Raw genomic sequence first — 13,904 nt, 5'->3', positions numbered from 1 at the left:
GTCGGTCAGCTGAACGGTACGGACGCCGACGGGAAACGGGCCGCGAGCAAACGGGTCGTAGGTCATGCGCCTCTCAAAGCCTAGTTGCGGCACAGAATCAAGGCAGCCTCGGCCGCGTGCGTCCACCATTGAGGCGACCCGCCGTCGAACGGCGCGGCGGGACGCTCGACGTCGTCAATGGCACCGCGGCTATACGGTGGTCACCCTCTCACCCTGCGAGGACGCTGAAGCCTTCCTTCTCAGCCGCGCGCGCCAGGCGTTCGTCGAAGGTTACGAATTCGATCGACGCCGTGCGCTCCTCCACCGCTACGAGGGCGGCCGCCAAGTGAAGCGCATCGGCCGCGCGCAGCGGATGTACCTCGATCAACCGTCGCGCCCGGGAGCGCACGGCCTCAAGGCGAATGACCTCGTTCCACGCTTGTTCCAGCTTCGCCAGCCGCTGCTTCGCCACTGCAAACCGTTGTTGGTCGAGTTGCCCCTCTCGGCGTTTTCGCGCCAGGGCCGAGATCACTTCGGTGGCCGCCAGCGCCCACACCAGCACGACGGGGTCTTGGCGCAACCACGCTCGGCACGCGCGGCTGCTGCCCTCGGCGCAGACCAGCGGCACGATCGCCGAGGAATCCCAGAACCTCACCGCGCCTTCCGCTCGTCCAGCAGCGCCTCCAAAACGCCACACGGTTTTCCGGGTGGGTCGGTAGCGAGGAGGCTCCGGTCGATGACGCCGGTCCCGCGGCGGATGAGACCCTTGCGTTCCATCTCCGCCAACGCTTCGGTACCGACCCGGCGCCCGTGCGATCCGTCGGTAATGGGAATGATGTGAGCCACGGGAACATCGCGATCGAGAATACGAATCACTTCGCCCTTGCGCACCAGCGCCAGGTACCGGCTCAGATGGTTCTTCACCTCGGATATCTTGGCCTGCTTCACAACGCCAAGATAGCTATATTGGCCGACTTCGGCAAGACAACTCGGTCACGCGCGTGAATGAAGAGGAGGCGGTACCGATCTCGGCGCGCCTGGCGGATCACCGGTGATCGGCGTGTCAACAAGACGGCAACGGTCGGCAGTGTCCCAAGCTGTCAGCAATCAGCTTTCTCTGAGCCTTCAACGTCGTGCGACTTTGCCGAAGAAATCGGGCGTGCCCTCACTCGCCCGATTTCTTCGGCAAAGCCCGTGAAGGACGTGGCAGTGCGTACAAGCGATTCGGCTCAACCGGAAGACGGTAAAGACCCGACCAGCTTGCGCTGCACCCAGCGGCGATAGATCTCCAACGGCTGGGCGCCGACGATGATGGCCTCATTGCCCTCCATGCACGCGGCGGGCACGCCGGTGACGCCGATCTCGATGGCTTCGTTGTGCTCGGCGAGCGTTTGCTGCAAGAGCGCCGGATCGGCGCTGCGGGCGAGCTCGGTATCCGGCAAGCCCGCTTCGTGCCATAGCGTCGCGAGCGTGTCACTGTTGGTGATGTCACGATTCTCGGCAAAATACGCGTGCAACAAGCACTCGTGCATTCTCTCGAACGCCTCGCGGCCGAGTGTCGCGGCGGCCTTGGCAACCAGGTGCGGCGGGATGCTGTGGGACGGCGGTCCCTCATCGCTTTGCCACACGCGGAAGGTCCCGCCATCGGGATCCGCCGCCGGGCGCAACCATGACTGCGTGTAGGCGCGGAACTTCTCCAAAGTCCGGCTCGGGTCTGGCCGCGGGCGCAGTAAGAAACTACGCCACTCGACCCGGACGCGATCACCGAACTCTTCCTCGATGCGACGCAAGCGCACGGCCGCGTTGTAACACCAGGGTCAGAGATAGTCGGAGTAAACGATCAGGCGGATGACGTCCATGCGTGGAACCTATCCTCCAGCGGCGCGAATGGCGCGCGCCCGCGTCTCTAGCCTCTCGGCCTCGGTGTCGCGTCCCGTGTCGTGGAGCAGGGCAGCGTAGTTGTCCAGCAGTCGCTCAAGCTCGCCCTTCTGGGACCCGTCCGTCTTCTCGAGGATGGACAGGGCGTGCCGGTAGAGCGGCTCGGCGGCGGCGGCGTTGCCCTCTGCGGCGTAGAGCAAGGCGAGGTTGTTCATGCTCTGCGCCGTCAGCACGTGCTCGCTGCCCAGCGCCGTCTGCCGAATGGTCAAGGCGCGCTCGAGCAGGGGTTGTGCGGCGCCGTAGTGTCCCTGCGCCGCTTCGACACCGCCGAGGTTGTTGAGGATCGCCGCCACCTCGGGATGGTTCGGCCCTTGTGTTCGCTCGCGAATCTCCAGCGCCCGCCGGTACAACCGCTCGGCCTCGGCAAACTCGCCCTGCTGCCGGCGCAGGATGGCGAGGCGGTAGAGGGTAGCGGCCAAAGTGAGCTCGTCGGCACCCTTCCGTTCTGCTACGTCGAGTTCGGCCAGCAGCTCGCGCTCGCTGTTCTTCTCGGCGGGCGCAGCCGAGGCCGGCGCATCGGGCGAACCGCGGCCCTCATGCTGCCAGACGACCGCCGCCCGGCCCTCGTCCTTGCCCAAGTGGGGCGGCGCGATGCATCCCGGCATCAGCAGCAGCGTGGCGAACGCCGCCGCTGATGCCGATGCGCGTGTGACCTTCTCGAATCGCATGGCTACAGCAGTACAGCCCGAAGCAGAGGCGAGCGCAAGCGCGGCCGGCCGCCTGCTTGGGGCCGTCCGGCTCGTATCCGCGGCCCCGGATCATCCATCACCTCGCGCGCCGCGTCGCGGCGGTAGTGTACGCAGCTTGCTGGTCGACCATCGCCGCAAAACTGCGGAGAAGACCGTCAAGACCGCGAGTCTGCGGCTCGAGGAAACGCAGCGCGCACACGATCGCTTCGACCGTCGCGAGGCAGCGCTCCTTGGGCTGACGACGGACGCGGTAGCGGCTGGGTTCGCTCGGCGTCAGGCTCACATGCGGCAGGTCGCGCAGCCACTGATGCGCGTCGTAGATCTTCTTGGCGTGAAACCACGTGCCGTCGAGGATCACCAGATGCCGCGGCCGCTCCTCGATGGGCAATGTCGTCAGCTCGCGCGCGCCGGCCGCCGGATACAGCAACGCCGTCAGTGCTGGTAGCTGCGCGCGCAAGCCGGAGCCGTCCGCCCACGGCGTGCATGGTTCGACGTGAATCTTGGCTAGCGCCAACTGCGCGATGCGCACCGAGCCGATGGCATGGAAGCGTTCGCGCGGGTGCTGGAGGATGATGATGCCGGTCTGGTTCGCGACTGGCTCGATCGAAGCGCAGATGCACGTGACCTGTGGCTTGAAGCACTGATAACAAGCCACGCGAGGGCCGCGCGCGTCGCGTCTGCGCTGTTGGATCGGCAAAAGCATCTCGCCTCGTGTAGCATGATCACGCCCTCGCGCCACCACCAGCAATGCTGCGAGGGATACACACCCGAAACCTGGACCCCTTGCCGATTTCGCTTTCCACCTCGATCCGACCGTCCAACAACTTGAGGTTGCGCGACACAATGGCCAAGCCGAGCCCCACCCCGCCGAAGAGGCGCGTGGAGGAGCCGTCAGCCTGGCGGAACGGCTCGAAGATGTGGTTGATCTCTTGCGGGGGGATGCCAATGCCCGTATCGCAAACGGAAAGCTCGATTTGGTCACGCGCTTCACGCACGGTCAGCCCGATCTCCCCAGCCGGGGTAAACTTCGTCGCATTCAGCAGGAGATGGCTGAGTACGGACAGCAAGCGGTCGTAGTCGGTCGTGACCTCGATCTCCGGCGCACTCGCCAGCCGCACGGCGACGTCCTGCGGACGCGGGATGTCATCGCAAAAGGCACGCAGGTCTCCCAGCAACGTATCGAGGGGAAAGCGACGCGGCGACACCGCGACCCGGCCCCGTTCGAGATTGGCGTAGTCAAGGACATTTTCGATCAACTGCCGCAGGCCGTGGGCGCGGCCAGCGATCCGCCGCAGGTACGTCCGCAGCTCTCCGTCCGCCGGCAGATGCGGATCTTCCAACGCCAGGTCCGTGTATCCCATGATGATGTGAACCGGGGTGCGGAGCTCGTGCGACATGTTGGCGACGAAGTCCGCCTTCAACCGCTCGGCGGCGCACACTTCGTCGTACATCCTGCGGAGCTCGACGCTCTGTCGTTCCAACTCACGCGTGCGTCTGTGGACCTCGGTCTCCAGCTGCTTCGCCCAGGCTGCGCGCTGGAGCGTGAGCCGCCGCTGCTGCTTGGTCAGGTCGAGGACGTACCCGTAGAAAACCGCCGTCGCAAAGAAGAACGGGACACGGATCAGCGTGGCCGCCGTCAGCACACCTTCGTTACCAATGGTAATGCTGGCCGTCCCGAGGATCACGGCCCCCAGCGCCAGCAGCCCCAAGCTCTCGCCAATGGCCGCCAAAAACAGCTCAATGAAGTAAAACAGGAAGAACTGCTGCTGGAAACCAGTGGACAGCAACACGACGGCAATCCACACCGTGTCGACAAGCACCACCGGCCCCTGTACCCACCAACGGAAAAAGTGCGCCGTATTGACGCGGCTCAAAGCGGCATTCGACAACAGCGCCACCACGATGAGGAGTATCTGGCTCGATGCCAGTGCTTCGCGGACATTGAAGATCGCCAAGGCGCTGACCGCAATGATGAGGACGTAACGCACCAGCAGAAACGTGCGACGCCGGTCCCCATGCGTAGCCTCACCGTCGATGAACTCGGGCACCTCGACCGCAGCCGGTGCCGGGGATGCAGCCCTCGCCGCGATCGTGGCCGTCGGAACGGTATGCCCGCTCGAGCAGCTTCGATCTGGCGGCGAAACTGCAGGCCAGATGTTGGTCGTGAACCACTCCGGTGCTCGGATCATTTGGGGGCGCAGAACTGCAACAACGGTGCCACAGCGCATTCTCGGCGTCCGGGTGGTGACTTTTACGGTTCAATGAGGCCTGTCGTACAAAACTACTGTTCAAGAGTGGTCATTCGGCTATTTCTGTCGCGGCCAGGGGCAACGGGGCCGTTTGAGGATCTGGTCCTTTCTCGTACAGCTCTGGCAGCCGGTCCTTCCGCAGCGTAAGATACCGCCCGATGTCAGCCCCCTGGTTCGATCTGAGCGGAAAGGTCGCCGTCGTCACCGGTGGCAGCAAAGGCTTGGGACGCGCCATCGCGGCCGGGCTGGCACGCGCCGGGGCCGACGTGGTGATCACCAGTCGGACGCCGGCGGATCTGGAAATGGTGGCGGTAGAGCTACGCGAGCACGGACATCAGGTCCTGAGCCTGCGCAGCGACATGAGCGATGAGGGCAGCATTCGTATCATGGTGCAGGAGGTTGTCGATCACTTCGGACACATCGACATCCTGGTCAACAATGCCGGCATAGAAGGCGTGGGCGCCATCGTCGAAATGGACGCGGAGTATTGGGATCACGTCCTCGATGTCAACCTGCGCGGCCCGATGTTGTGCTGCAAATACGTCGGGCCCCACATGATCGGCAGGCGACGGGGGAAGGTGATCAACGTCGCCTCGGTGCTGGCGTCGCGGGTAGCGCGCTACATGGGCGCCTATGCCGCCAGCAAGGCGGCGGTGGTCCAACTCACCCGGACGCTGGCGCTGGAGTGGATGCGGCACAACATCCAGGTGAATGCGCTGTGCCCCGGGTATTTCCTCACGCCAATGAATGAAGAGTTTTTCACCACCGAAGCGGGCCGCAAGCTCATCGCCAACCTCCCGATCGGGCGCCTCGGCGGGACCACCGAGATTGAAGGTGCGGCCGTGTTTCTCGCCTCGGAGGCCACCAGCTACATCACCGGCACGACCCTGTACGTAGACGGCGGACACTCCCTCGCGTAAGTGTAGCGTAGGTCGCAACGGGCGCGGTAGAAGCCTACGCGCTCAGCTTCTTCACGGGCCTGATTGGGGGCATACTCCTGTGCGCCCGGATCGATGAACATCTCGCAGAGGCTGGTGGAGAGACTGAGGGCCACCTGTTCGCCGTGCAAAATATTCGACAGCGTCCAACGCGCGTTCTCGTTGGCCAACGCGATCTCCTGGCCGTCATCCAGACGGTCGGCCACGGCGCTGTGGAGCTCCACGACCATGCTCAGCGGGACGATCGGCTGGCCGGCCACGGACCGCTCGTTGTCACGCAGCGCCAGTCCGCCACACTCGGTGAGCATGACGGGCACATCCACAACGTTCACACCCGGCAAGGCTGCTTGCCGGCCCGGAGCGACTTCCGTCGTCGGCTCCGCGAGCACAGCGCTCAAATGCTGCGACAGCGTGATACCGTCCGCTACATAGCTGTGGATGCCCCAGACGTCACCTAGAAAATACTGCCAGCCATCGTTGGCGATCACGAGGCGGGTTCCGTCGAGGCTCTTGGTCAGGTGAAAGTGGGCGCGGGTATTCGGGGCGCGGAATTTCCCTGACATCCGTTACGGGTTGCACCGGCGGAACCTACCAGGTCGGGAGCCCAGGCGAAAAGGAAAGCCTGACGGTGTTCGCGGCAGGGAACTGATGGAAGATCTGACGGGCACAGGTGTGTTCCTCGCTTCTCAGGAGGGTGCTACGATAGTCACCAAGTGTGGCGGTCTGCACCGGGGTAAACATGACAGGCTGACAAAGCACGCGCTGAGGAATCAGGAGCAGATCATGGAAGAGAATTTCAAACGTATTCTTGTGACCACGGACTTCTCCGAAGCCGGGGATCACGCCATCAGCCACGCCTTTCGCATGGCCGCGGATCACGGCGCGGAAGTGCTGCTGTTGCATGTCCTCGAAGTCATCGTCGCCCCCAACCCCCTCTACGCCCACTATTACCCGACAGACCTGCTCACACCCGAGCTCCGAATCCGCGCCGAAAACGATGCGCGTGAGGCGATCCTGGACCGCACACCGAAGAACGGCCCCTTGGCTGCGGTGCCGCACCAAGTGGTGGTGGCACACGGGATGCCTGCGGAGGAGATCATTCGCACCGCGCGGGAGCAGCAGGCAGACCTCATCGTGATCTCGACGCACGGACGCACCGGGTTGAGACACTTGATCCTGGGTAGTACCGCCGAGCGGGTCATCCGCCACGCCCACTGCCCCGTTCTCGTGGTGCGGTAGGGACGCAGCATGCTGCGCTTGAGCCGGGCGCAGCATGCTGCGCCCCTACGTTTGGCACTGCGGGCAGTAGAAGCTGCTGCGACCGGCATGGACCGTGCGGCGGATGGGCGTTCGACACCGCGGACACGGCTTGCCAGCCCGATCGTAGACGCGGAGGCGCAGCTGAAAGTAGCCTGCCCTGCCCTGGCCGTCACGGTAATCAGAAATCGAGCTGCCGCCATGGCGAATGGCGGCATGCAACACCGTGCGCGTTGCCCTCAACAATGCCGTGAGGTCGCGAAGTGAGAGCCGCCTGGCCTGGCGGCCGGGTCGAATGTAGGCGCGAAAGAGGATCTCGTTAGCGTAGATGTTCCCGATCCCTCCGAGCGCGCGCTGATCCATCAGCAGATTCTTCACCGGACGCTTACGGCCACGCGCTAGCGCCACGAGCTGCGAAACGGAAAAGGCGTCGGACAGCGGATCGGGCCCGATGTGTGCCAACTCGGCAAACTCATCTTCCCGACCGACCTGTAAGAGGCCGAAGCGGCGCGGATCGTTATACGAGAGTTGCAGGCCAGCCGAGAGTTGGAAGCGCACGTGATCGTGCGGCTGCCGTGGCGTCCCCAACGGCTGCAGCAAGAGCGCCCCGGTCATACCGAGGTGGGCAAGCAGACACGCGCCCCCCGACAGGTGGAGCAGCAGATACTTGCCCCGCCGCTCGATCGCTTCGATTGTCTGGTTGATCAGCTGGCGACCAAAATCGTCAGCAATGCGTCGCCGCAGCCGCGGCTCCACCACCTCCACCGCCTTGATCCGCTGGCCGATGAGCGGGCGGAGCGAACGGCGAATCGTTTCGACCTCAGGAAGCTCGGGCATGTGAAGAGGAGAGGACGCGTGCATTGCCCTCTCCCTCCGGAACTGTCGATAAACGGGAGACAGACCCTTCGACAGGCATGTCCTGAGCAACGTCGAAGGGCTGCCCATGAACATGCGCCGTCCGTCGCCCAGGGCGTTGCCCCATATGCGTTAACCTATGCATCTGGAATGATTGGCCGGCAGCGGTTCTTACACCGAAGGTGTTGTGCATCGTAGCCCGGGGTTGCCTTCTTGTGGCTACCCCGGGCGTAGGCGGCTGCGAGCATGCACTCCAGTCGCCCAGGGTAGCCGCTGAAAAAACGCGGCAACCCTGGGCTATGGTGCGAAACGCCTTCGGCGTACAGGATATTGTTCCGTTCAAACAGGCAGACTCCCAGGTTAGGTGACCGCATATGGGGCGTTGCCCTGGGCTCATGGCTTGCCGCCCTTTCAGGGCTGATACCAAAGCAGTCCAACTGGCGGAGAACAGCAGCCCCAACGGGGCGGCCATTCGTGAGCCCGGGGCATCGCCCCGGGCGGTGTCGGGCTGCGGCAGGCAAGAGGTCGAAGCCTTCACGACATCCCCTCACCTTCATCTTCTCCGGGAAGGAGAGGAACCGGACCGACCGCTGTGTTGCCGCGGGCCAGCACATTCGCCAGCGCTGCGAACTCCGCCAGGCTCATGGTTTCGGGCCGACGCATGGGATCGATGTTCACCTGGCGAAGGATCTCCACGGCGTCGCCGCACAACGCGCGCAAGCTGTTTGCCACCTGCTTGCGGCGCTGGCTGAACGCCGCTTTGACCAGACGCCTGAACAGCGCTGGGTCTGTAACCGGCACCGGTGGCTGCCGGTACGGCTCGACGATGACGACGTCCGATTCCACCTTGGGGCGCGGCACGAAGGCCCCGGGTTCCACGCGCATCGCTGGCCGCACGCGCGCCGAGAACTGGGTGAGGACCGACAAGGCACCGTAGATTTTGCCGCCGGGGCGCGCCACGAGGCGCTCCACGACCTCGCGTTGCAGCATCAGCACCATACGCGAGAAACATTCCGGCTGCGCCAACAGTGCGGCCAGCACCGCTGTCGCAATGTTGTACGGGAGATTGGCGACGACCACCGCCGCTGCGCCAGGACCCAGCAACGCGGCAAAGTCGACCGCCAAGGCATCGGCTTCGACGACGTGCACCTGCGGCAGGGACGCCGCGTACTTCAAGCGCAGCCGTTCGGCGAGGTCCCGGTCCACTTCGATGAGCCAGGCCTCGCCGGCGCGTTCCACCAGCAGATCAGAGAGGGCGCCGAGACCCGGGCCGATCTCGATCACGCGGTCGGTGGCGCACAGGCCGGCCAGATCGACGATGCGCCGCGCCACCTGCGGGTCAGCAAGAAAGTGCTGTCCGAGCCGCTTCCGCGGGTGCCGTCCGATGGCTGCCAACTCGCGGCGTATCGGGGACGGCGCCGGGCGTGGGCGATGTGTTGATCGTGTTGTGTCGTCTCGGGCAACCACTGTCAGCGCTTCCTTCTCCCAATAGAGGGCTTGAGGCATGAAACTCGGTGCATTTTAGTCAAGTCCCATTCGAAGCCGCCCCAAGCGACCCAACGGGGAGCGGTCCCGTCAAACCGACGCTGGGCGCAGCCCACTGGACTTAGCATACGAACTTGATCAGCATACAGCAGCCGCACCACCCAATCGAAAGGAGACAACGATGAAGCTGTACCATGCCGCGCAAACACGTTCGGTCAGACCCCGCTGGCTGCTGGAGGAAATCGGCGCGCCCTACACCCTGGTGCGACTCGACATGAGCAAGGGCGAACACAAATCGCCGGAGTACATGAAGATCCATCCTCACGGCGCGGTGCCAGCCTTGGTTGATGGCGACCTGACACTGTTTGAGTCGGCGGCGATCTGCGCCTACTTGGCCGACAAGTTTCCCGAGAAGCACATGGCACCCGCCGTCGGCACACCGGCGCGGGGGCTCTACTACCAGTGGATGTTCTACACCATGGCCACGCTCGAGCCACCCGTGATCGAGGTCGTGCTCCACACGGTGATGCTGCCGGAGGCCCAACGTTCGGCCGCAGCCGCCGAGGCGGGCCGCACCAAGTTCGCACAGGTCGCACAGGTCCTCGAACAGGCGCTCGCTGGCAAGAGCTTCATCCTGGGTGACCAGTTCTCCGTCGCCGATGTGATGGTCGGTTCAACCTTGGGCTGGGCGCAGATGATGGGCATATTGAGCGGTCACCCGGTGCTCGAAGCCTATGTCGGCCGCCTCGCCACTCGGCCAGCGTTTCAGCGCGCGCAGGCAGACTGACGGTCACTAGCACCTGCTGCGGCGCCGCGTCGAGCTTGTCACCACTTCATCGAAGACGCGCAGATTTGGTTTATGACGCTCTTTGGAAAAGACGAACTCAAGGACCTCACGCCCGCCCAGAAGCGTACCCTCAAGGCCGCCATCAACGTAGAACGGCAGGCGCGCCTGGCGCGGCGGCAGGCGCCTCGGAAAAGGACAAGGTGATCCGATGAAACCCAAGCGGCGCGATCTCTTCGGCGAACTAGTCGAGGGTGTGCACGCCATGCGGGCCCACTGCGAGGGCAAGCTCACACTCCGCACCCACGGGTTGGCCGCACCGCCTCTCCTGCGGGTGACAGGGACATTGGTGCGCGACACCAGAGAACGGCTCAAGATGTCGCAAGGCGTGTTCGCGCGGAAGCTACGCATCAATCCGCGTACCCTGGAGCGATGGGAACAGGGCCGGAGCAAGCCCAACGAACAGGCTGCTGCGCTCATCCTGCTCGTGCGTCGCTTCCCGGACACTCTCGATCGGTTGGAGTGCATCGGCGCTTCCAAACGTTCCCGTCGCGCGGCCTAACGAGCTTGTAGAAAAACTCGGTAGCGGTTGGCAAACGGCTCTCGCGGCGTCCGTGGTAGAGCGGATCTCATCCTACGGTCCGTTCGGGGTGAGTGGGGACCTCTGAAACATCGTGACCCAGGTCTGCTCCGGGTTCATGCCGCGGCGTAGTTCGCGATCTTCTCGATGTTGTGCACCAGCGTGAAGAGTTTCCACTGCGTGTCCACTTTCCGCTTCCCCCGCAACGTGAAGCGGCGTAGCTCCTTGTTCTGAATGTTGCCAAACACCGGTTCGACCGTGGCGATCCGTCGCCCGTAGATCCACCGCCCCTCACGCCGATTGTGTCGCAGCTGTCCCGATGCCGGGCCACAAGCGCGACCGGAAGACCACGTGCTGTACGCGCTGTCGTCGGATTGCGCGGCGAGCCGAGCGCGGGGCTACGCCCCTGCACCCCATGCGAGGGAAAGACCACTCAGACGCCGTGGTCTCTCCCTCGCGCTCTCTCGTCCGCGGCTCGCGCCGGGCCAAGGGGCCGCAACCTCGTGCGCTCGATCGCGCGTGACGCCGTGCGAGTCCAGGCGCCGGGGTCCGCCAGCCGCGGGCGGATGGCGGCACCGTATGGTGGGCGGCGAGAGCGCAATACCGCCTTGCCCGCGAGCAGCGGCTGCGGCGAGGGCCCAGCGACAAGGTCGAGGCCCATTGAGATAAAAGCCCTGCGCGTGAGCTTGCCTGCACCCGCTTGGCACCGATGCCGTGCCGCCGGTCAACCCGGTGGCGGCGGAGCTGCGGCGACCCCATTCCCTGCGCCGTCCAATCCAGCGCTGCACAGGGTACCGGCGCCATGGCTCCACGCCCAGTGGCGCGGGAAGGTGGAGCGCGAGGAGGAAACCACCGCGTGGTGTCCTCCTCGCTTCCGGGCCGGCGGACAGCCGTCACACACCACTGGTGCGCGCGCGGCCCGCGTGTGACGTCTCACGTCAGCGGTGTCTTGAGCAGCACCTTCGGGTCGTACGCCAACCGCCCCGTCTCTTCGTTGCGGTAGCGACCCGCGAAGACCGTGAGATCCAAGTGCTGCTCGACGATCTCATTCAGCGCGTACTCGAACGAGCCCGGCACGATCTGATCCGCGTAGCTCAGCGGGATCAGCTTGTCCTGCTTCAGGTTGTATGGCTTGTACCGCGCCATTCGCCCTCCCCACCACCTCAGCCGTCCGGGCATCCCCCGATGCCCGCGATGCCTTCATTTACCTGGATGCGCGAAGTTTTTCTACAACCTCAACGCCCAGCTTCAGCGGCGCGCGCCTCTTGCGCGCGTCCGCTGCAAGCGACAGTTAGGGCTGCTCCCGAAATACCCAACGTCATCACATCGTCGCTAGACTTCTTTGGGTGGGCTTTGAGTTCGGCGTTCATACTCTTCGACAATTCTCTCTGCAGTTACTGGCTTAATATGAGAGACGTCCAATACTCTGTCCATTCGGAGATCGTTCACGAGCGGCACAACATACGCTCCGTCAAACACGCCAAGGTCTGACGGCCAAGAGAACTGCACGGTTGTAGCGGCTGCGCCGTTCAGCACCTTCAGAAAGGACACGATATTCTTCATCGACTCCGTCATGAGGTCGACGGCCACAAGAAGGCTCCGCGGTAGCCAGTTGCGAGCATGTCTCGCCAACCGAACATTGACTTTGTCGCTACCGATTTTCTCGCCCAAGTAACAACTTGTGCCGAATACGCTCCCGCCAAGACTACCCATGTCTTCGGGAGCTGCCGGCACACCAGGCGTAGATTCGATACTTGCGGACAGGTGAAATCCGCCCTTTGCAACGCGCATCCCGTGTTTGATGCAGTTGTACTCGCGATGAACCAACGGATTCTGGAAGTCCCACGCCAGCCAAGCCCATAGTTGTGCGTATGCTTCCTTGATTCGCGTCTCCTTCGCCTTGTCCTCAAGCTCTAGGTATCGGTGCAGCGCCGCAGAAATACCCGGCCAAGTTACCTGTTCCAGTCGAACTGTGGAGCGGATTGGCCCACAGAGACGAACGGATTCAACAAGCTGGCGCAAGTCGTCTTCTTTGTACTTATCAAGCCAGCCAAAGATACAGCCGGGCGCCTGCAGAGAAGCAAACACCAAGGAGAAGAAGGCTTCCATGGCATGGCTATATGTGAGCCGAAGACTGAGCGCCGCTTGCTGCGCATGCTCGCCGTCGAGTTCGTTGGCATGCACGCGAGCCGTATACTGAAAGTAGCTGGGATCGAATGAATCGAGGAAGTCTCGATTCCTTTGACGGAGGTTCCATTCCCAAACGCAAAACGGACGCTCTCCAACTAGGAAAGGGCTATATTGCAGTACGTCCTCCATCGGTTTCCCCTGTTCGACGCCCTAACGCGCTCCCGCTGAGCGGCCGGCGGATTGACGCCGGCAAATCACGAGGACGCTCCTGCCGGTCCGCTTGAGCGGGTTGTTAGGGTCGCCCGTGTCACTGGCGCAAAAGCTCCTGTGGCAAACCGCTTGGATGCTTCGGTGCGGCTGGCGTCGCGTCCAATCCAGTTTTCGCTCCCGCTTTCTTGAGCCGTTGCACCATCTCATCGTCCCGTTGTGACATGGCAGCAAACAAAGGGGTAAGACCAACGCTGTTTGCGACATTCACGTCCGCGCCCTTCTCAATGAGCAACTGGGCGATGTCTGGGTGATGCTCCACGATAGCAATCAACAATGCAGTCAGTCCCGTCTCCGCACGTGCGTTGATGTCTGCACCTCGTGCGACTAAATCCTCGGCCGCAGCACGGTCACCTTGACGGGCCGCTTCCATTAGGAGCGTCCATCCATGTTCGAACCGGTGGTTCACATCGACAATCTTCGGACTCGTCTGCACGCAACCGGCGATCGCGGCGACCCAGTACAAGGCGAGCAAGAGAAAGTGAAAACTTCTCATTTCAGCAACCCTAACTTTGAGTTCGGCGTATCAACGAAACCGGCAACCCACGCCTGCCCTGGCGGGTTAACACCACCGTTATCATGGGCCGCTCATACACCAGACTCCGCCATGGATTCAAGCAGTTAGGCATGCCTTCTTTATATGGCTCCACGTTGTGTTAACCCGCCGCGCCAGGCGGGTTAACACCTTAACCGCACCCCCGCCATCACAGCCGGTCCGCCCGGCTGACCACACCGCGCCCGCCGCGTCAGTTA

The 13,904-nt window shown here is 63.5% G+C and carries 15 protein-coding genes and 2 pseudogenes; 4 read left to right on the top strand and 13 right to left on the bottom strand.

What is annotated here, in order from left to right:
- Positions 1–208: 208 nt before the first annotated feature.
- From VF515_18060 to VF515_18035, 6 genes and pseudogenes are all read right to left on the bottom strand, one after another.
- Positions 209–634, bottom strand: a complete 426-nt coding sequence (locus tag VF515_18060) for a type II toxin-antitoxin system VapC family toxin (GenBank protein ID HEX7409536.1) — start codon at positions 632–634, stop codon at positions 209–211.
- Entirely contained in the window at positions 631–903 is a 273-nt protein-coding gene (locus VF515_18055; GenBank protein ID HEX7409535.1) for a hypothetical protein, read from the bottom strand. Before VF515_18055 ends, VF515_18060 begins: the two co-directional genes overlap by 4 nt.
- 305 nt (positions 904–1,208) lie before the next feature.
- Positions 1,209–1,784: pseudogene (locus tag VF515_18050) on the bottom strand (DsbA family protein).
- A gap of 63 nt (positions 1,785–1,847) precedes the next feature.
- Positions 1,848–2,585 (bottom strand): tetratricopeptide repeat protein, encoded by a 738-nt coding sequence (locus tag VF515_18045; protein ID HEX7409534.1) that lies wholly within the window; start codon positions 2,583–2,585, stop codon positions 1,848–1,850.
- A 97-nt stretch (positions 2,586–2,682) separates the two neighbouring features.
- Positions 2,683–3,261, bottom strand: a complete 579-nt coding sequence (locus tag VF515_18040) for a tRNA-uridine aminocarboxypropyltransferase (protein HEX7409533.1) — start codon at positions 3,259–3,261, stop codon at positions 2,683–2,685.
- A 67-nt stretch (positions 3,262–3,328) separates the two neighbouring features.
- A complete protein-coding gene (locus VF515_18035) occupies positions 3,329–4,654 on the bottom strand; it encodes a HAMP domain-containing sensor histidine kinase (GenBank protein ID HEX7409532.1) in 1,326 nt (441 codons plus the stop codon).
- Positions 4,655–5,013: 359 nt separating this feature from the next.
- On the opposite strand from VF515_18035, the gene VF515_18030 reads away from it, so the two are divergent.
- Positions 5,014–5,775 carry a glucose 1-dehydrogenase gene (locus VF515_18030; protein HEX7409531.1) on the top strand — a complete coding sequence of 254 codons (762 nt, stop codon included), beginning with the start codon at positions 5,014–5,016 and terminating at the stop codon, positions 5,773–5,775.
- Here the strand turns inward: VF515_18030 and VF515_18025 are convergent.
- Positions 5,724–6,356 carry a hypothetical protein gene (locus VF515_18025; GenBank protein HEX7409530.1) on the bottom strand — a complete coding sequence of 211 codons (633 nt, stop codon included), beginning with the start codon at positions 6,354–6,356 and terminating at the stop codon, positions 5,724–5,726. The genes VF515_18030 and VF515_18025 overlap by 52 nt on opposite strands.
- Positions 6,357–6,576: 220 nt before the next feature.
- On the opposite strand from VF515_18025, the gene VF515_18020 reads away from it, so the two are divergent.
- Complete coding sequence (locus VF515_18020) at positions 6,577–7,032, top strand: universal stress protein (GenBank protein ID HEX7409529.1); 456 nt, start codon at positions 6,577–6,579, stop codon at positions 7,030–7,032.
- Positions 7,033–7,077: 45 nt separating this feature from the next.
- On the opposite strand, the gene mutM is transcribed toward VF515_18020, so the two are convergent.
- On the bottom strand, positions 7,078–7,911 hold the full coding sequence (mutM, locus tag VF515_18015; GenBank protein HEX7409528.1) for a bifunctional DNA-formamidopyrimidine glycosylase/DNA-(apurinic or apyrimidinic site) lyase: 834 nt from the start codon (positions 7,909–7,911) through the stop codon (positions 7,078–7,080).
- 528 nt (positions 7,912–8,439) lie between these two features.
- Positions 8,440–9,300, bottom strand: a complete 861-nt coding sequence (gene rsmA / locus VF515_18010) for a 16S rRNA (adenine(1518)-N(6)/adenine(1519)-N(6))-dimethyltransferase RsmA (GenBank protein ID HEX7409527.1) — start codon at positions 9,298–9,300, stop codon at positions 8,440–8,442.
- 271 nt (positions 9,301–9,571) lie between these two features.
- Here rsmA and VF515_18005 point away from each other — a divergent pair, with 271 nt between their 5' ends.
- Complete coding sequence (locus VF515_18005) at positions 9,572–10,177, top strand: glutathione S-transferase family protein (GenBank protein ID HEX7409526.1); 606 nt, start codon at positions 9,572–9,574, stop codon at positions 10,175–10,177.
- A gap of 208 nt (positions 10,178–10,385) precedes the next feature.
- On the top strand, positions 10,386–10,736 hold the full coding sequence (locus tag VF515_18000; GenBank protein HEX7409525.1) for a helix-turn-helix domain-containing protein: 351 nt from the start codon (positions 10,386–10,388) through the stop codon (positions 10,734–10,736).
- 134 nt (positions 10,737–10,870) lie between these two features.
- On the opposite strand, the pseudogene VF515_17995 reads toward VF515_18000, so the two are convergent.
- The 4 genes and pseudogenes from VF515_17995 to VF515_17980 all read right to left on the bottom strand — a co-directional run bounded on the left by VF515_17995 (position 10,871) and on the right by VF515_17980 (position 13,647).
- A pseudogene (locus tag VF515_17995) lies at positions 10,871–11,047 on the bottom strand (transposase).
- A 640-nt stretch (positions 11,048–11,687) separates the two neighbouring features.
- Positions 11,688–11,900, bottom strand: a complete 213-nt coding sequence (locus VF515_17990; protein ID HEX7409524.1) for a hypothetical protein — start codon at positions 11,898–11,900, stop codon at positions 11,688–11,690.
- 186 nt (positions 11,901–12,086) lie between these two features.
- Positions 12,087–13,073, bottom strand: a complete 987-nt coding sequence (locus VF515_17985) for a hypothetical protein (protein HEX7409523.1) — start codon at positions 13,071–13,073, stop codon at positions 12,087–12,089.
- Positions 13,074–13,191: 118 nt separating this feature from the next.
- Positions 13,192–13,647: an ankyrin repeat domain-containing protein gene (locus VF515_17980; GenBank protein HEX7409522.1), complete on the bottom strand. Its 456-nt coding sequence runs from the start codon at positions 13,645–13,647 to the stop codon at positions 13,192–13,194.
- Positions 13,648–13,904 lie beyond the last annotated feature (257 nt).

The organism is Candidatus Binatia bacterium, assembly GCA_036382395.1.
GTDB lineage: Bacteria > Desulfobacterota > Binatia > HRBIN30 > HRBIN30 > JAGDMS01.
The sequence above is the reverse complement of the archived record's forward strand: the minus strand, read 5'-3'. Positions and strand labels throughout refer to the sequence as shown.